General features: G+C 61.2%; 15 protein-coding genes. 10 read left to right on the forward strand and 5 right to left on the reverse strand.

The genetic code is table 11. The features are described 5' to 3' along the window. Positions 1-72 precede the first annotated feature (72 nt). Complete coding sequence (speB, locus tag BHMPCIPO_RS21770; RefSeq protein ID WP_173518907.1) at positions 73-1,026, reverse strand: agmatinase; 954 nt, start codon at positions 1,024-1,026, stop codon at positions 73-75. Between the two features lie 241 nt (positions 1,027-1,267). Between speB and BHMPCIPO_RS21775 the strand changes: the two genes are divergently transcribed. The 5 genes from BHMPCIPO_RS21775 to BHMPCIPO_RS21795 all read left to right on the forward strand — a co-directional run bounded on the left by BHMPCIPO_RS21775 (position 1,268) and on the right by BHMPCIPO_RS21795 (position 6,840). Further along, complete coding sequence (locus BHMPCIPO_RS21775; RefSeq protein ID WP_173518908.1) at positions 1,268-2,374, forward strand: polyamine ABC transporter substrate-binding protein; 1,107 nt, start codon at positions 1,268-1,270, stop codon at positions 2,372-2,374. Positions 2,375-2,404: 30 nt separating this feature from the next. Beyond that, positions 2,405-3,472 (forward strand): ABC transporter ATP-binding protein, encoded by a 1,068-nt coding sequence (locus BHMPCIPO_RS21780; RefSeq protein WP_173518909.1) that lies wholly within the window; start codon positions 2,405-2,407, stop codon positions 3,470-3,472. A 9-nt stretch (positions 3,473-3,481) separates the two neighbouring features. Next, positions 3,482-4,384, forward strand: coding sequence for an ABC transporter permease subunit (locus tag BHMPCIPO_RS21785; RefSeq protein WP_173518910.1), 903 nt, complete (start codon positions 3,482-3,484; stop codon positions 4,382-4,384). Between the two features lie 11 nt (positions 4,385-4,395). Beyond that, complete coding sequence (locus BHMPCIPO_RS21790) at positions 4,396-5,220, forward strand: ABC transporter permease (RefSeq protein WP_173518911.1); 825 nt, start codon at positions 4,396-4,398, stop codon at positions 5,218-5,220. Between the two features lie 528 nt (positions 5,221-5,748). Beyond that, positions 5,749-6,840 carry a nucleotidyltransferase family protein gene (locus BHMPCIPO_RS21795; RefSeq protein ID WP_173518912.1) on the forward strand — a complete coding sequence of 364 codons (1,092 nt, stop codon included), beginning with the start codon at positions 5,749-5,751 and terminating at the stop codon, positions 6,838-6,840. Between the two features lie 168 nt (positions 6,841-7,008). On the opposite strand, the gene BHMPCIPO_RS21800 is transcribed toward BHMPCIPO_RS21795, so the two are convergent. Further along, positions 7,009-7,893: a helix-turn-helix transcriptional regulator gene (locus tag BHMPCIPO_RS21800; RefSeq protein ID WP_173518913.1), complete on the reverse strand. Its 885-nt coding sequence runs from the start codon at positions 7,891-7,893 to the stop codon at positions 7,009-7,011. A gap of 386 nt (positions 7,894-8,279) precedes the next feature. Between BHMPCIPO_RS21800 and BHMPCIPO_RS21805 the strand changes: the two genes are divergently transcribed. Together BHMPCIPO_RS21805 and BHMPCIPO_RS21810 are read left to right on the forward strand one after the other, a co-directional pair. After that, complete coding sequence (locus BHMPCIPO_RS21805) at positions 8,280-8,657, forward strand: cupin domain-containing protein (RefSeq protein WP_173518914.1); 378 nt, start codon at positions 8,280-8,282, stop codon at positions 8,655-8,657. Positions 8,658-8,671: 14 nt separating this feature from the next. Next, positions 8,672-10,066 carry an NAD(P)/FAD-dependent oxidoreductase gene (locus tag BHMPCIPO_RS21810; protein WP_173518915.1) on the forward strand — a complete coding sequence of 465 codons (1,395 nt, stop codon included), beginning with the start codon at positions 8,672-8,674 and terminating at the stop codon, positions 10,064-10,066. A gap of 94 nt (positions 10,067-10,160) precedes the next feature. Here the strand turns inward: BHMPCIPO_RS21810 and BHMPCIPO_RS21815 are convergent, their stop codons facing one another. From BHMPCIPO_RS21815 to BHMPCIPO_RS21825, 3 genes are all read right to left on the reverse strand, one after another. Further along, positions 10,161-11,099, reverse strand: a complete 939-nt coding sequence (locus BHMPCIPO_RS21815; protein ID WP_173518916.1) for a LysR family transcriptional regulator — start codon at positions 11,097-11,099, stop codon at positions 10,161-10,163. 272 nt (positions 11,100-11,371) lie between these two features. Continuing rightward, positions 11,372-13,075: an amidohydrolase gene (locus tag BHMPCIPO_RS21820; protein ID WP_173518917.1), complete on the reverse strand. Its 1,704-nt coding sequence runs from the start codon at positions 13,073-13,075 to the stop codon at positions 11,372-11,374. Positions 13,076-13,363: 288 nt separating this feature from the next. Continuing rightward, positions 13,364-13,774 carry a hypothetical protein gene (locus BHMPCIPO_RS21825; RefSeq protein WP_173518918.1) on the reverse strand — a complete coding sequence of 137 codons (411 nt, stop codon included), beginning with the start codon at positions 13,772-13,774 and terminating at the stop codon, positions 13,364-13,366. A 336-nt stretch (positions 13,775-14,110) separates the two neighbouring features. Between BHMPCIPO_RS21825 and BHMPCIPO_RS21830 the strand changes: the two genes are divergently transcribed. From BHMPCIPO_RS21830 to BHMPCIPO_RS21840, 3 genes are all read left to right on the forward strand, one after another. Further along, positions 14,111-14,812, forward strand: a complete 702-nt coding sequence (locus BHMPCIPO_RS21830) for an RNA polymerase sigma factor (protein ID WP_376741681.1) — start codon at positions 14,111-14,113, stop codon at positions 14,810-14,812. An 88-nt stretch (positions 14,813-14,900) separates the two neighbouring features. Then, positions 14,901-15,422 carry a DUF4142 domain-containing protein gene (locus BHMPCIPO_RS21835; protein WP_173518919.1) on the forward strand — a complete coding sequence of 174 codons (522 nt, stop codon included), beginning with the start codon at positions 14,901-14,903 and terminating at the stop codon, positions 15,420-15,422. 7 nt (positions 15,423-15,429) lie between these two features. Beyond that, positions 15,430-15,744, forward strand: coding sequence for a cupredoxin domain-containing protein (locus tag BHMPCIPO_RS21840; RefSeq protein ID WP_173518920.1), 315 nt, complete (start codon positions 15,430-15,432; stop codon positions 15,742-15,744). Positions 15,745-15,777: the final 33 nt, after the last annotated feature.

A 15,777-nucleotide genomic window follows, 5' to 3' on the forward strand; every position in this document is an offset into this window, starting at 1 on the left:
CTCGCAAGCGCGTTCGACCAGGAGACCGCTCCCGGCGCCTCCTGGGACTTCGTTTCCGATCTCCCCGGCGGCCTACCGCTTGTACTTCACGCCCGGCAGGACACAGAGCATCTCGTAGAGAAGGTTTGCCGCCGTAATCGCCGTCGTGCCTGTGGTGTCGAAAGGCGGGCTCACCTCGACGAGATCGGCACCAACGAGATTAAGGCCGCGGCAGCCGCGAATGATTTCGATCGCCTGGATGACAGTCAGTCCGCCGATTTCCGGCGTGCCGGTGCCCGGAGCATAGGCCGGGTCGAGGCTGTCGATATCAAAGGTCAGGTAGGTCTTGTGGTTGCCGATCCTGGCGCGGATGCCTTCGATCAGCGGCACCATCGACTTGTGCCAGCACTCTTCCGCCGGGACGACGGTGAAGCCCTTGTCGCGCGACCAGTCGAAATCGTCGGACGCATAGCCGGTACCGCGCAGGCCAATCTGGAACACGAGGTTGGGATTGAGGCAGCCGTCCTCATAGGCGCGGCGGAACGGCGTGCCGTGCGCAATCTTCTCGCCGAACATCGTATCGTTGATATCGGCGTGGGCATCGACATGGATGAGGGCAACCGGCCCGTGCTTTTCTGCGATCGCCTTCAGGATCGGATAGCTGATCGTGTGATCGCCGCCGAGCGTCAGCGGGATGCAATCGTGCTTGAGGATCTCGCCGATACCGCGGGTAATGATTTCCATATTGGCCGGCAGGTTGAAGGTGTTGATGGCGATGTCGCCGATATCGGCCACCTGCAGGCTTTCGAAGGGTGCTGCGCCCGTCGCCATGTTGTAGGGGCGGATCATCACCGACTCGGCGCGGATCTGGCGCGGTCCGTATCGCGTTCCGGAGCGGTTGGACGCGCCGATATCCATAGGGATGCCGACGAAGCAAGCATCGAGGCCTTCAGCCGATGTCGCAGCGGGAAGGCGCATCATCGTGCCCGGACCACCGAAGCGGGGCATGTCGTTGCCGCCGAGTGGCTGATTGAATTTCTGCTCCATGGAAAGCTCTCCCTTTGATGTCGCCGAACCCTAGCAGGCACTGAAAGCCGAGAAATACCCATTGATCGAATGTTACTTCGATGCGGGCCAAACAAACTTCGCTCGATGCAGCCAAGGCAGGCGTCGATTGCGTTTTACGATGCTGCTCCGCCTCCCGCACCTAGCCAAAGGGAGTGTTGCCGTCTTTGGGCCTGCCAATCACTTTGGCGAAAACAAAAATACGCCGTTCTTGGGAGGAACCATGCAAAACTTACGTCGCACCACGTTGCGCTCCATGTTCGCCGCGTCGCTTGCCGCCCTTGCGCTCTCAACGACCGCCCAGGCACAGGACAAGCTGTTCATCTACAATTTCTCGGACTATTTCGCCGAAGATACGGTTTCGGACTTCCAGACGCGCACCGGCGTCGAAACGCAGGTCGATTTCTACGATTCGCTCGAAGTGCTCGAAACGCGGCTGCTCGCCGGCGGCAGCGGCTTCGACGTCGCCTTCCCGAGCGCCACGGTCGGAGAGCGGCTGATCCAGTCAGGCGCGCTGAAGCCAATCGATGTCACGGCTCTCAAGAACTACGGCAATCTCGACAAGGACCTCTTGAAGCTCGTCGCCGAGTACGATCCGGAAAACCAATATCTCGTTCCCTATATGTGGCTGACGACGGGCGTCGCCTACAACGCCAAGCTCGTCGCCGAGCGGCTGCCGGATGCCCCCGTCAACAGCCTCGACATGTTCTTCAAGCCCGAGGTCGCCGAGAAATTCCAGGATTGCGGCATCGGCATCGTCGACGCACCGAACGAGGTGATCCCGATCGCGCTCAACTACCTCGGCCTCGATCCCTATTCCGCCAAACCTGATGATCTCGACAAGGCGAAAGAGCTCCTGCTCAAGCTCCGCCCCTATATCCGCCACATGCAGAGCGGACAGCTCGTCGCCGACATGGCCTCGGGCCAGCTCTGCCTGGCGCTGATGTGGAGCGGCGATGTCGGCATTGCGGCGGCACGCGCCGAGGAAGCGGAGACCGGCGTCGAGGTCGACTATTCGATACCGAAAGAGGGGACGATCATCTCCTTCGACACGATGGCGATCCCGGCCGACGCGCCGGATCCGGAACAAGCGCTGGCCTTCATCGACTATATCCTCGAGCCGAAAACGGTCGCCGCGATCAGCAACCACGTTTTCTACGCCAATGCCAATGCCGCGGCGACACCGGAAGTCGATGCCGCGATCCGCGACAACCCGAACATCTATCCTCCTGCCGACGTCCGTTCCAAGCTCTTCGTCGACAAGTCGCTGCCGCCGCGCCAGACGCGCGAGCGCACCCGCGTCTGGTCGGCCTTCAGGGCCGGCCAATAGCGCGAACCGTCAACAGCAGGACCAGACCCCGTGCAATCCTATATTTCGATCGAGAACCTAGCGAAGTCCTATGGCGTCGTCACCGCCGTCAACAATATCAATCTCGGCATCGAGAAGGGCGAGTTCTTCTCGCTTCTCGGCCCCTCGGGCTGCGGAAAATCGACGCTGCTCCGGATGATCGCCGGCTTCGAGACACCGACAACCGGCGCTATCAAGCTGGAAGGGGCGGATGTCACCGACGTTCCTGCGCATAAGCGTCCGACCAACATGATGTTCCAGTCCTATGCGCTGTTTCCGCATCTGACGGTGGGCAGGAACATCGCGTTCGGATTGCAGCAGGACGGCCTCGACAAGGGCGAGATCAAGAAGCGCATCGGCGAAGTCGCGGAAAAGCTGCAGCTGACCGCACTGCTTGATCGCAAGCCGGCGCAGCTTTCCGGCGGCCAGCGCCAGCGCGTGGCGCTCGCCCGTGCACTGGTCAAACGGCCGAAGGTGCTGCTGCTCGACGAACCGCTCGGCGCGCTCGACAAGAACCTGCGGACGGAAACGCAGCTCGAACTCGTCCGCCTGCAGCGGGAACTCGGCCTCACCTTCATCATCGTCACCCATGACCAGCATGAGGCGATGACGGTTTCAACCCGCATCGCCATCATGAAGCAGGGGCAGGTGCTGCAGGTGGGCACACCCTCGGAAGTCTACGAAACGCCGCAGTCGCGCTATGTCGCCAAGTTCCTCGGCGAAACGAACGTGTTTGCCGGTGGTCGCGCCGATCGCAGCGGCGGCGAACTGCAGATCGAAAGCGACGAAGCCGGCGGACCCGTCCGCGCCGCCTTCACCGAAAGGGTGCCGCTCGATCGGCCATTCTGGGTCTCGGTTCGCCCTGAGCGGGTGGAACTTGCGACTTCGGGCGGTGGCCTCGAAGGGACCGTGGAGCAGCTCAGCTATACCGGCGTCGAGCGGCACTACCGGGTGCGGCTGAAATCGGGGGCGACGCTCGACGCGCGTCGGGTCAATCTCGGCGCCGAAAGCGATCTCGCGGTCGGTGATCGGGTGTTTGCGAGCTGGTCACCGCAGGCAAGCCGCCTCTTGGCCGAATAGGAGGTCTCCATGCGCACGGCAGCGACACCGTCCTCTAAGACGAGCTGGGGCAGGCGTATTCTGATCGCCATTCCCTATGCCTGGCTTCTGGTCCTGTTCCTGGCACCCTTTGCACTGGTTGCGGGCATCAGCCTCTCGACCGTGCGGCTCGGCATGCCACCTTTCGAACCGCTTACGGCCTGGGACGGATCGATCCTGAACCTCAGGCTCAACTTCGAGAACTTCCTCTACGTTCTCACAGACGACACCTATCTGCTCGCTTATCTGACCAGCCTCAAGATCGCGGCGATATCGACCGCGGCCATGCTTTTCATCGCCTATCCGCTCGCCTATGGCATTGCGTCCTGCTCGCCGTCCTCACGCTCTCTCCTGGTCTTCCTGGTGATCGTGCCCTTCTGGAGCTCGATGCTGATCCGGGTCTATTCCTGGATGAGTATCCTCAGGAACGACGGTCTTCTGAACGCGCTCCTCTTGAAGATCGGCCTGATCGGCGAACCGCTGCGCATCCTCAACACCGAAACGGCGATTTATATCGGCATCGTCTACACCTACCTGCCCTTCATGGTGCTGCCGATCTATTCCAACCTCAGCAGCGCCGATCGAACATTGATCGAAGCGGCGCGCGATCTCGGCTGCGCCCGCATCTCCGCCTTCTGGAGGGTCACCTTCCCCTTGAGCCTTCCCGGTGTCTTGGCCGGCTGCGCCCTCGTCTTTATCCCGGTCGTCGGCGAATTCGTCATCCCGGATCTGCTCGGCGGTGCCGATACGCAGATGATCGGCCGCGCCATCTGGCTCGAATTCTTCAACAACCGTGACTGGCCGATGGCCGCCGCCGTGACGATTGTACTGCTCGCCCTGTTGGTGGTTCCGATCGTCTACTTCCAGTCGCGCCAGGCGCACACGCGGACTTAAGGGAGATGGCCATGACGAAACCAAGCTGGTTCAATCGGCTGTCGATCCTGTTCGGCCTTGCCTTCCTCTATCTGCCAATCGTCGTTCTCGTCATCTACAGCTTCAACGGCTCGAAGCTCGTGACCGTCTGGGGCGGCTTCTCGACCCAGTGGTATGCGACGGTTCTCGCCAATCCCTCGATCATCGAGGGCGCGAAGGTCAGCTTCCTGGTGGCCGCGGTGTCGGCGACGGCAGCGACCATTCTCGGAACGCTCGCAGCCGTTGTCATGGTGCGGCTGCGCCGCTTCCGTGGCCGGGCGCTGTTGAACGGCATGCTGCTCGCGCCCATGGTCATGCCGGAAGTGGTGATGGCCGTCTCGATGCTCTTGATGTTCGTGACGCTCGGGATCGATCGCGGGCCGCTGACCATCACGCTGGCACACACTACCTTCACGCTCTGCTTTGCCACCGTCGTGCTGCAATCACGGCTGGTCGAACTCGACCCGTCGCTGGAAGAGGCGGCGCGCGATCTGGGCTGCCCGCCGGCCAAGGCTTTCGTCAGCGTTGCCTTACCGAACATGGTCCCGGCCCTCGTTTCCGCCTGGCTCTTGTCCTTCACCCTGTCGCTCGACGATCTGGTTATCTCGAGCTTCACGACGGGGCCGGGCGCCTCGACCCTGCCGATGAAGATCTATTCCCAGATCAAGTTCGGGGTGACACCGGAGATCAATGCGATCTCGACGATCATCCTCGGCACCGTGGTGCTTGGATTGGTCGCCGCGCAATTGGTTTCGCGGCGAGCGGAACAACGGGGGAAGCGCCGCTGCTTGAAGCAATTCGAGACTGGGGATTCGTAGGGAAGCAAGTGGCCGACGCGTACCGAGGTGTTCGCCCACCGCGCCTACACGGAAATGACGGCGCAAGTTGGCCCGGCCGAGAACGTGACCGTCCTCACAACAAGCTGTGTCATGGCTTGAGAAGAGCGGTCTCCTTCGACCCGTTGCCGTCGTCCGCTTCAGGCGCGGTGAATGGCACAGTTAGCCCATTGCACCTCGGCAGGACACGACGAACGGGACGATCACACCTGGAGCGGACACTTGGGCACCAGCACGAGGTTGCCACGTGACGCCGACCTTGTCCGTATGTTGATTAAGCATACCCGCAGCGGCGCTCGCCCTTTGCCGCGAAAGTGCATCCCTTGGGTCTGCGCTGGTGCCAATGGAGAAGTCGGCGTCGCTCTAGATCCGATGGAAATGGGCGATCATTAGATCCGAGGCGCGAAATCTCGCCTGTTATTACCATATCCGCAGGTATGGTAATAACAGGCGGTAGACTTTTTTGCGAATTAGCGTTATTACCATTGACGCGAACATGGTAACAACCTATTGAAACTCACGCACACCTACCAGACACTTTACAGCGAGCTCTCTCAGCGAGCACTTGATAGTTCGTTTGCAAGCGAGTTCAACGTGGAAGGCCGCTTTATCTCTGCCGAGGTGAAGGGGCGTAGATACTGGTATTTCGATCTTCCAGACGGAAAGGGTGGGAAGAAGCGGACCTATGTCGGCCCTGTCGAAGACACCGAGATCACAAGACGGGTAGAGAACTTCAAAGATCTGAAGGCAGACGTCCGTGAACGACGCAAGCTGGTATCGACCCTCGTGCGCGAAGCGTATCTGCCCCGTCCGGAACGACAAACAGGTGAAATTGTGCAGGCGCTGGCTGAAGCCGGTTTCTTCCGTTTGCGTGGTGTCCTGGTCGGTACCGTAGCCTACCAGTGCTATCCAGCGATACTCGGCATTCGTCTGCCGGGGATGGCCATGATTACGGCCGATGCGGATTTCGCTCAGTTCCATTCGATTTCGGTGGCGGTTGAGGATCAAGCGCCGCCCATGCTCGAAACGCTGAAGACGGTCGATCCAACATTCAGGGAGATCCCGCATCAAGCTGACGGTCGCTTCACGACGCAGTACGCGTCTCGAGAGGGCTATAGGGTAGAATTCCTCACTCCAAATCGCGGTACCGACGATTATAGCGGGCGGCCGACACCCATGCCTGCACTCGGCGGAGCTGCGGCGCAACCGCTCCGCTTCCTCGATTATCTAATCTACCATCCGATCCGCGCCGTTCTACTGCACGGAGCTGGCGTTGCCGTGAATGTTCCCGCTCCGGAGCGGTTCGCCATCCATAAGCTGATCGTCGCCAGTCGTCGCCTCACCGACAAGGACGGCACAGCGAAGAGCCGCAAGGACCTAGCTCAATCTGTCGCCATAATGGAGGCAATGATCGAGACGCGGCGAACGGAAGACCTCGCCGAAGCCTTCATGGAAGCATACGATCGTGGTCCAGCTTGGAAGGATGCCATTCGTAAGAGCGTGGGCCAGCTCGAAGATGATGTCCGTGCGCGCATCCAATCGTCACTCGGCGCGAGTATCCGAATGTTGAAAGGGGATCCCGCGAAATACGATTGCCGATAGCGTCCGGAAGAACCGTTGCCGTAGCGGTCCTACCGACTGATGGACTGGCTCTGTCGCTAACTTGGCGAACGATTTCCTACGTGATCGCATTCGTTTGATTGCAAAAGCGAACGCGACTGGCGCGCAGCCTTGGCAGCCCACACATGTAATTGCGTCGCAAGAGTTAAATTAGTGCTGCATCAGCACGCCGCCCGGCGACAGGTATGAGACCAGCGGATCCTCGAAGGCACTGCTCGCCGACGACACGGCGTCGATGAACAGCGAGAACAGCGCGGTCTGCGAGGTGATGTCGAGCTTGGCGTAGAGGTTGCGCCGATGCAGCTTGACGGTCGCCGGTGATATGCCAAGCTTTTCAGCGGCACCCTTGACCGAATATCCGCGAAGGATCATCTGAGCGACCTGGCATTCGCGATCAGTGAGCAGGCTGCGGCCAAAGTTCCGGATTGCCTGCGCCAAGGCGCTCTGCAGCGGCGAGCCGTCATCGCCGAGGCTTTCGGGCCTGAGGTCGCGATAGTGCCGAAGCACGGCCATGCTGAGCAGCGGCGCTGCACTCTGCAGAAAATCCTGGTCTTCTCCGCTGAAGGCCGCGTGCGAATGGCGCCGCGCCAGCGAGATCGCGATCTTCGTGTCGGCATCGATGCCGATGAAGAAATTGAATTCGTCGTGCAGGCCCGAGTGGCGGTAGTAGTCGCGATAATATTGCGACCGGTCGAAGGACGGATCGATCTGCCTCAGGCGGTAAAGACCATCGTCGCCATTGTCGAGCGCCAGCCGGTAGAACGGGTCGAGCCGATACGGGCCCTGCAGATAGGCGCGGATATCGGACAAGCCCTTGTCCGTACGCCAATCGTTGAACAGGATCTTCGGCGCCGTGTTTCGCCGATACAAGAGCATCAGACCTGCATCGATCGCAACGTGTCGCTTCAGCGACTGCGCCAGACGATCCTGGAAATCCGAACGCCCAACCCCCTCCATCAGGGATAGCGCCAGATCCCCCACACCGGGTGCCCGCTGCGTCGCCGTGCAGACTTTGATGATCGTATCGTCGTTCATGTTGTTCTCCTCCAAGCGCAGACTAGGCGAAGGTTGGGCTCGTCGCAAGCAACTGACCTTTACTATGTGATTTCCAAAACTATCGTTTGGCCGGGCAAAACAACAGCAATCGCCGCCAAAGCCCGGCAAGGCAAGGCCTGTAGCCCGGTGGCGGGGCGCCGTTTGCACCGGCAACCTAGCCCTTTGGCGTATACCTAAGGTCATTCCAACCACTTAGAAAAACAGGACAAGCCGCGCAGTAAGAACGTCGACTTGCAAAGCAGTGCGCGATGGCCGAGACGACATTGATCTCTGGCACCGCGTCGTATTGCGAAGATTTTAAGCAACGAAACCTTGAGGGGCGGCCGATCACCTTACCGCTCGTCTTTTTCTGAACTGGAGTGAACATGTCGAAGGTCATCAAACTCGGGCGCAACGGTGTCGGCCTGCGCGAGCTCGAAAAATGCAGCGTCGTGCCCCCGGAGGCGATCCTTTCCGGTTTTGCGGACGAGCTCGGCGACATTCATTTCGAATGCCCCGGCAAGGCGGTCGTGATCGGCACCTGGCAGTCGACACCCTATGCGGAAATGCTGTCCTATCCTGAGGGATGCGAATATAGCTTCATTCTGTCGGGCAAGGTCGCGATCACCAACCCGGACGGTTCCGTCGAGACTTTCGAAGCGGGCGAAAGCTACGTCCTGCCTGCAGGCGTCGAGGTGCGTTTCGAAGTGCTCGAGACGATGCGCAAGGTCTACGTCCTCTACACGGCACCAGCCGCGAAGTGATGTGAGGCGCCCCTATGACCGAGGTAAGTAGCAAAGCCCTTGCAGATGTGAAGATGACGCCGTTCTGGCTCGATCGGTCGGATGCGCCCGAGCCGCGAGAGCGGCTGACGCGCCATCTGAAGGCGGATCTGCTCGTCGTTGGCGGCGGCTTTACCGGATTGTGGGGCGCCATCCAGGCTAAGCAACGCCAGCCCGAAATCGACGTCGTGCTGATCGAGAAGGGCTCGGTCGCCAATGGCGCTTCGGGCCGGCCGGGCGGCGTCGTCTCGACGTCCGTGATGCACGGGCTTTCGAATGCCGTGCGCATCTTTCCCAAGGATATCGCCGCGCTCGAAAAGCTCGGCCAGGAGAACATGCACGGTTTCCTGCAGACGCTTGAGGAACATCAGATCGACTGCCACGCCGAGTGGGGCGGCGAACTGACGGTCGCGGTCGACGACGCGCATGTCGAGGCGCTGCACGAGGAGCACGAACTCCACCTCAAATATGGCCACCAGGCCGTCTTCCTCGATCAGAGTGCGGTGCGCGCCGAGATCAACTCGCCGCGCTACAAGGCGGGCGTTTGGTCGAAGCATATCTGCGGCACGGTGCATCCGGCACTGCTTGCCTTCGGGCTGAAGCGCGTTGCGCTCACCCTCGGCGTTCAGATCTTCGAGAACACCGAGCTCACCGGCCTAGAGGACCTCGGCGACCGGATGAAGGCCACGACGTCCTCAGGAGGCGTGACGGCACCGAAGATTCTTCTCGCCACCAATGCCTTTGCCTCCGGCCACAAGAAGATCAAGCACCGCGTCGTCACCGTTCGCGACCGGGTCCTGGCGACGGAACCCCTATCGGCAGAACGCATGGCGTCGATCGGCTGGAGCCACCGGCAGGGCGTCTATGACACTCGCACGCAGATGAACTACATGCGGCTCACCAAGGACAACCGCATCATCTTTGGCGGACGCCTCGCCTACGCTTTCGCCGGTGATCCCTTCCCTTCCGTCGACCAGGAACTCGAAACCTACGAGCCCCTGGCATCCGCCTTCTTCGACACCTTCCCGCAGCTCGAAGGTGCGCGCTTCACCCATGCCTGGAGCGGACCGATCGATCTCAGCACCCGCATGGCGATGCATTTCCAGCGGTATTACGGCGAGAAGGTCGTCTATGCCGGCGGCTATTCCGGCTTCGGCGTCTCGGCCTCCCGCTTCGGCGCGCGCATCGCGCTCGATATCCTCGACGGTTCGAAGACTCCGGAGAGCCGGCTCGATTTCGCCACCAGCCTGCCGAATGCGATCCCGCCGGAGCCGTTCCGCTGGCTCGGCGCGCAGGTCACCATGTATGCGCTCGATACGGCCGACAAGTCCGGCGGTTGGCGCAAGCCCTGGCTGAAGATGGTCTCCGCCATGGGTTTCCCACTGAGCTGACGTTCTTTTCGGCAAGAGCATTGAACAGAGGCGAAGCCGGCATTCCGGCTCCGCCTTTATTCGCGCGCCGTTACCGGCTAGGTCGAGGTTGCGGCTATCGCCCGGCCCGCAGGCGCGACGCGCTTCGCCCGGACTGCGACACGCCAAATTCGCTGATGAGCAATTTCACGAAAAACGGGACCAGGCCCGACTTTGCGCGCGACTTGTCGAAAGCGGCCTGGAACGGCGCCTTGTAGCTGAAGAGATCCGGACGGATCGGCCGTAGCAACCCTTCGCTGACATAACGGCTGGCGAAGTGATCGGGCAGATAGCCGAGGTAGCGGCCGGAGAGGATCAGCCGCGCTTCGGCCTCCATGTCGCTGACGGTTGCGCGCGGATTGGCAATCGCGAAAATCTTGAGGTCGCGGGCATTCCAATAGGAGCGGCCGATCAGATTGTAGGAGCGGATGTCGTCGATCTCGATCTCGCTGTCATCACGGGAATAAAGCGGATGCTCGGCGCCGCAATAAAAGCGCTGGGTCTCCTCGTAGAGGTCGATATATTCCAGCCCCAGCGTCGTGCGCGGAAAACTGGCGATCGCGATGTGAAGCTCGCCCGTTATCACGTCCCGCAGGAGTTCGTGCGGCGGCCGTGTGACGATCGAAAACGCCACTTCCGGCGCTTCGTCCGTCATACGGGCAAAGACGCGGTTGAGGCGGGAGGACGGATCGGAGAGCGTGTTGTCGATGAGGCCGATGCAGAGCGTGCCATTCAACTGGTGCTGCAATCCCTTCATGCGGATATCGAACTGGTCGATCGAGCCGAAGAGGCGCTTGGCTTCCTCGTAGACGGCACGCCCCTCCTCCGTGAGACGAAAGCCGGACCGGCCGCGCTGGCAAAGGGTGAGGCCCAGCCGGCCCTCCAGAGCCGAGATATGGTTGGAGATCGTCGACAGCGAGAGGTTGAGCTCTCCCTGCGCGGCCGCGAAGCCACCCGCCTCGACGATCGTGACGTAGATGCGCAGCAGCCTCACGTCCAACGAGTCCAGTGCCATTACAACGCGCCCCTTACCTTGATAAAAGTCTAAGTGAAGCGCGATTATTATGCATATTCAGGCACTAAGCCAGGGCAGGCTGCGACGATCCTGGCAACAGCCCACCAAACTTCAGATGAGCACCGAACAGCTCCGAAAACCGGTAACGGCAAAGCCCGCACGCCAAGTCGGCTGGCGCCACAGGCGCCGGCCGAAAATAATCAGACGACCCGAAAGCGCGATCGCCTTGGCCCACAAGGCGACCGGCAATAATGGTGAGCTCTCTTCCAGATTTACGGCTGACGATAGACCTCGTTTCCGGCGAGGTAGGTCGCCTCGACCTTGCGTTCCCGGATGGAACGATCAAGCGGATCCGGCAGCGTGCCGTCGATCACGACGAAATCCGCCCACTTGCCGACGCTGATCGAGCCGATCTGGTCGCCCCAAGGGGTCATGTCGGCACCTGCTTGCGTCAAGCCGTGCAGCGCCTGATCGAAGCTCACCGCCTGCTCCGGATGCCAGGGTCCATCACCAAGACCGAACGGGCTTTCGCGGAAGACGGCGTCGTTGATCTGCGTCAGCGGGCTCAAAGGCGAGGTCGGCCAGTCCGAGCCGAACACCAGCGGCACGCCGGCATCGAGCATCGAATGCCAGACATAGGCCCGCGGCTCGCGTTCGGTACCGATGCGTTCGGTGATGTATTTGCCGATCGTGCCGGTTGCGTGGTTCGGCTGCATCGAGGCAACGACGCCGAGTTCCTTGAAGCGCTGAATGTCCTTGGTTTCGACCACCTCGATATGTTCGATGCGGTTCGGTTGCGGCCGCGGAACGGACGCCTTCGCAAACGCATCCAGCACGAGACTGACGCCGCCGTCGCCGATCGCATGCACCGCCGTTGGGAAGCCGTTTTCGTTGGAAGCCTTGATCGCGGCGGCGAGCTGCTCCTTGGTTTCGAAAGGCTTGCCCTTCCAGCCGTGCTGGTCGGAGTAGTCCTCATGCATATAGGCCGTGCGGGTCGAGAGCACGCCGTCGATCACCGACTTGGTGTAGCCGAGCTTGAGCAGCGGTCCCTTCGTCTCCTGTTCGCCGGAATCCGCGGCGACCTTATCGACCTCGTTGCGGTCCTTCACGGCGGCGGCGATCTTCTTCGGGTCGCCCTCGAAGAAGCCGTACCAGACGCGAAGCGGCATCTTCTTTTCGGCGAGGATCGCCGCATAATCATGCACGGCGGCAAGGTCGGACATGTCGTTGACGCCGGTGATCCCCAGGCTGTTGGCGAACTTCATCGTCTGCAGCAGTGCCTCGCGCCGTTCGCTGTCGCTCGCGACCGGGCGGTGCTTTTCGACAAGATCACCGGCCTTTTCCAGCAGGATACCACTCGGTTCGCCCTTGTCGTTCAGCAGCACCTGCCCGCCCTCTTCGACTTTCGACGTTGCCGTCACGCCGCCGACTTCGAGTGCCTTGGAGTTGACCCACACGGAATGGAAATCGATGTCGCGCAGGACGACGACGCGATCCGGCACCACGGCGTCGAGATCCTCCTTGGTCGGCAGCTTGCCTTCGCCGAGCGTGTAGTCCCATCCGCCGCCCATCAGCCAGACGCCCTTGGGCAGGCGCTGATCGGCTTCCTTGATCTTTTCGAGCCAGGTCTTCTTGTCCGGGATGTAGGAAAGGTCGACGCCGGTCACCATGTCCATGCCGGATGTCAGATGGGTATGGCCGTCGATGAAGCCCGGCGTGACGGTCTTGCCGCCGGCATCGATCACCTTGGTCCCGGCATCGGCGAGCGTCTTGATCTCGTCATTGCTGCCGATCGCGGTGAACTTGCCGTTCTCGACGGCAAAGGCCTGCGCCTTGGCCTTGCTTTCATCGACCGTGCGCACGTCGCCATTCAGCACGATCAGATCGGGCGCCGCCCAAACCGGCTGGGTTGCGCAAACCATGATCGCCAGGGCCGAGGCCGCGCTCAGCGCCCGGGTTACTGCTGCCAATGTCATGAAATCCTCCTCCCGCGACTGCATCCCTCCAAGCCCCGGCGAGCCGCGCGACACCGGCGTTAAGGGATGATGCTGCAAGTCGGGAACGCAGCGATATACTCCCTCGGGCTAGGTTTGCATAAAGCCGCAGTGTCGTTTGGAGGATGACGTTGCCGCCAGCCGTTGCCGGCAGCCGCACCACGTCTCAACCACCCTGCGGCGAACCCTCATCGCCGCAGGAGAGGAAGACGAATGTGAGGGAAGCTTCCGGCTGACGCCATGGCTTCCCTTAAGTGAGGCCGATCCGACTCAGCTAAAGAGCGCCTTCAGTCGCGGCCAGAGGCCGATGGCTGAGCGAACCCGCCGGGCCGCATAGGCGGCACGTACCGAGCTGCCGAAATTGCAGTCGCAGACGATGTCGTGCAATTGGTGGTCCGATATTTCGAAGAACCGTTTTGCTTCGCCATAGCTGTCATCGGCAAGGCCCGCGAGCCGCAATTGCGGATCCTCGAATGCAACGGTCATGGGGGAACCGTTGACCTGCATGGCCTGCCGAACGGCAGCGGTCGCACGTTCGGTACCGGAAAGCGTGCCCAGCCGGCGGTCGGGATTGCTTTCCAAAAGTTCGGCCCAACGTTGAAGCCGTTCCGTTCTCGTCATCACGGGATCGGGACGGATTTCGGCGAGCGCTTGCAATTGTTCAATCGATTGATGCTTCATAGTCGTCTCTCCTGGTCCGAAGATGCGACCTCGGTGCGCGCCCCTCCACACGGAGATCGCCGCTTCACCAACTCGCCAGCAGGAACCACAGTTCCCTCCTCGATAAAAAAAAGACAGCTGACGGGTACCGTCGCGCGAAAACTGGCCCGGCCTCCAACTATCACTGGCGAAGATACCCGTATTCTCGGTCCGAGCAGGCAAACTCACGCGACCGCGTACCGGAAAGCGGGGACCCGATTTCCGTTCCGGTCGCCCTTGGCAAAGGGTATTCTTTCCGTCAACCGATCGGGAACGATTTTGCCGGATCCGCATCAAACGTTGGTTTGGAGGTGGATGATGAAGGATGTTCTCTTGCAAATGCCACGGCTCTCGCCTCAGGCCGATCCATTGACGGACCACGATCTCGTCCAGCGCGCGCTCGCCAATGATCCCGAGGCGTTCCGCACCATCATGCGTCGGCACAATCAACGGCTCTTCCGCATCGCGCGTTCGGTCGTGCGCAACGACAGCATCGCCGAGGATGTGGTGCAGGAGGCCTATCTTCGCGCCTTCGAGCACCTTGAAACTTTCCGTGGCGACGCCAGTCTCACCACCTGGCTCCATCGCGTGGTTCTCAATGAGGCGCTCGGACGCTTGCGCAAGTCGTCCACGCGCCATGAGGTTCCCCTGGCAACCGAACAGGCGAGCGCCGACATCGTGCCGTTTCCAAACGCGGCAGCTTCGGACGATCCGGAGCGAGCCCTCGCCCAGCGGCAAATCCTGCGTCTGGTGGAAGAAGCGACGGACGCCTTGCCGGAAGCGTTTCGCCTGGTCTTCACCGCTCGCGTCATAGAAGCCATGAGCGTCGAGGAAACCGCCGCTCTGCTTGACATCAAGCCGGAGACAGTCAGAAGCCGCCTGCACCGGGCCCGCCAGCTCCTGCGCCAACATATCGACCGCAAGATCGGCCCCGTGCTGATGAATGCCTTTCCCTTTGCCGGTCGCCGCTGCGAACGGCTGACGGCAGCCGTCATGAGCCGGCTCGGGCTCGTCAGATAAAATTTCGGGAACCTTCGTCGATGGCGCACATCCAATGGGTGTCATCCACAGAAACCGGCGGCAACGCGCCGCCGGAGAGGAGTTCCCGATGTATGCCCGCCTGACCTCAGCCCTCGCCCTCGCCTGCCTCATCAGTGGCGCCAGCCTTGCGGCGGGGAGCAAGATCACCGATCCCCAGATTGCTCATATCGCCTACACCGCCGGCGTTATCGACATCGAGGCCGCCAAGCAGGCCCTGAAGATTTCGAAGGACAAGGAGGTGCTCGCCTTCGCCAACGACATGCTGCGCGACCACGAGGTCGTGAACAAACAGGCGCTCGATCTCGTGAAGAAACTGAAGGTGAAGCCCGAGGACAATGACACCAGCCGCTCACTGACGAAGGCAGCCACGCAGGAGCGCGAAAAGCTGGCGAAGCTGAGCGGCGCCGACTTCGACAAGGCCTATGTCGCCAACGAGGTCGCCTACCACAAGCAGGTCAACGGCGCGCTCGAAACCCTGCTGATCCCGTCTGCGAAGAATGCCGACCTGAAGGATCTGCTGGAGACCGGCCTCAAGCTGTTTCAGGGCCACCAGCAACATGCCGAACACGTCGCGGCCATGATGAAGTAGGCCGATCATGATCTCGAAGCTGAGGCTTGGTGCCATTGGCGCTCTGGCCCTGATGCTGGCCGGATCGCCGGCGCGGGCCGGGACCATCCGGGTCACGATTGAAAAGCTCGTCTTTTCGCCCGCCGAGATCAGCGCCGCTGTGGGCGACGTGATCGAGTGGCAGAACAAGGACGTCATGGCGCATACGGCAACGGCCAAGGGTGATTTCGACATCGTGATACCGCCCGGAAAAACGGCGGCACTTACCGTCACCAAGGCCGGCACCTTCGCCTATTTCTGCCGCTTTCACCCGAACATGAAGGCGCGTCTGCAAGTGCGATAAAACCGGAAGGACCCTGTTCCGTAGAGGGGCAGG

Source organism: Ensifer sesbaniae, from assembly GCF_013283665.1.
Taxonomy (GTDB): domain Bacteria; phylum Pseudomonadota; class Alphaproteobacteria; order Rhizobiales; family Rhizobiaceae; genus Ensifer; species Ensifer sesbaniae.

Excerpts from the sequence above, each read along its gene's own strand:
- speB (WP_173518907.1), bottom strand. The coding sequence starts at position 1,026 with ATGGAGCAGAAATTCAATCAGCCACTCGGCGGCAACGACATGCCCCGC.
- BHMPCIPO_RS21775 (WP_173518908.1), top strand. The coding sequence starts at position 1,268 with ATGCAAAACTTACGTCGCACCACGTTGCGCTCCATGTTCGCCGCGTCG.
- BHMPCIPO_RS21785 (WP_173518910.1), top strand. The coding sequence starts at position 3,482 with ATGCGCACGGCAGCGACACCGTCCTCTAAGACGAGCTGGGGCAGGCGT.
- BHMPCIPO_RS21790 (WP_173518911.1), top strand. The coding sequence starts at position 4,396 with ATGACGAAACCAAGCTGGTTCAATCGGCTGTCGATCCTGTTCGGCCTT.
- BHMPCIPO_RS21800 (WP_173518913.1), bottom strand. The coding sequence starts at position 7,893 with ATGAACGACGATACGATCATCAAAGTCTGCACGGCGACGCAGCGGGCA.
- BHMPCIPO_RS21805 (WP_173518914.1), top strand. The coding sequence starts at position 8,280 with ATGTCGAAGGTCATCAAACTCGGGCGCAACGGTGTCGGCCTGCGCGAG.
- BHMPCIPO_RS21810 (WP_173518915.1), top strand. The coding sequence starts at position 8,672 with ATGACCGAGGTAAGTAGCAAAGCCCTTGCAGATGTGAAGATGACGCCG.
- BHMPCIPO_RS21815 (WP_173518916.1), bottom strand. The coding sequence starts at position 11,099 with ATGGCACTGGACTCGTTGGACGTGAGGCTGCTGCGCATCTACGTCACG.
- BHMPCIPO_RS21820 (WP_173518917.1), bottom strand. The coding sequence starts at position 13,075 with ATGACATTGGCAGCAGTAACCCGGGCGCTGAGCGCGGCCTCGGCCCTG.
- BHMPCIPO_RS21825 (WP_173518918.1), bottom strand. The coding sequence starts at position 13,774 with ATGAAGCATCAATCGATTGAACAATTGCAAGCGCTCGCCGAAATCCGT.
- BHMPCIPO_RS21830 (WP_376741681.1), top strand. The coding sequence starts at position 14,111 with ATGAAGGATGTTCTCTTGCAAATGCCACGGCTCTCGCCTCAGGCCGAT.
- BHMPCIPO_RS21835 (WP_173518919.1), top strand. The coding sequence starts at position 14,901 with ATGTATGCCCGCCTGACCTCAGCCCTCGCCCTCGCCTGCCTCATCAGT.
- BHMPCIPO_RS21840 (WP_173518920.1), top strand. The coding sequence starts at position 15,430 with ATGATCTCGAAGCTGAGGCTTGGTGCCATTGGCGCTCTGGCCCTGATG.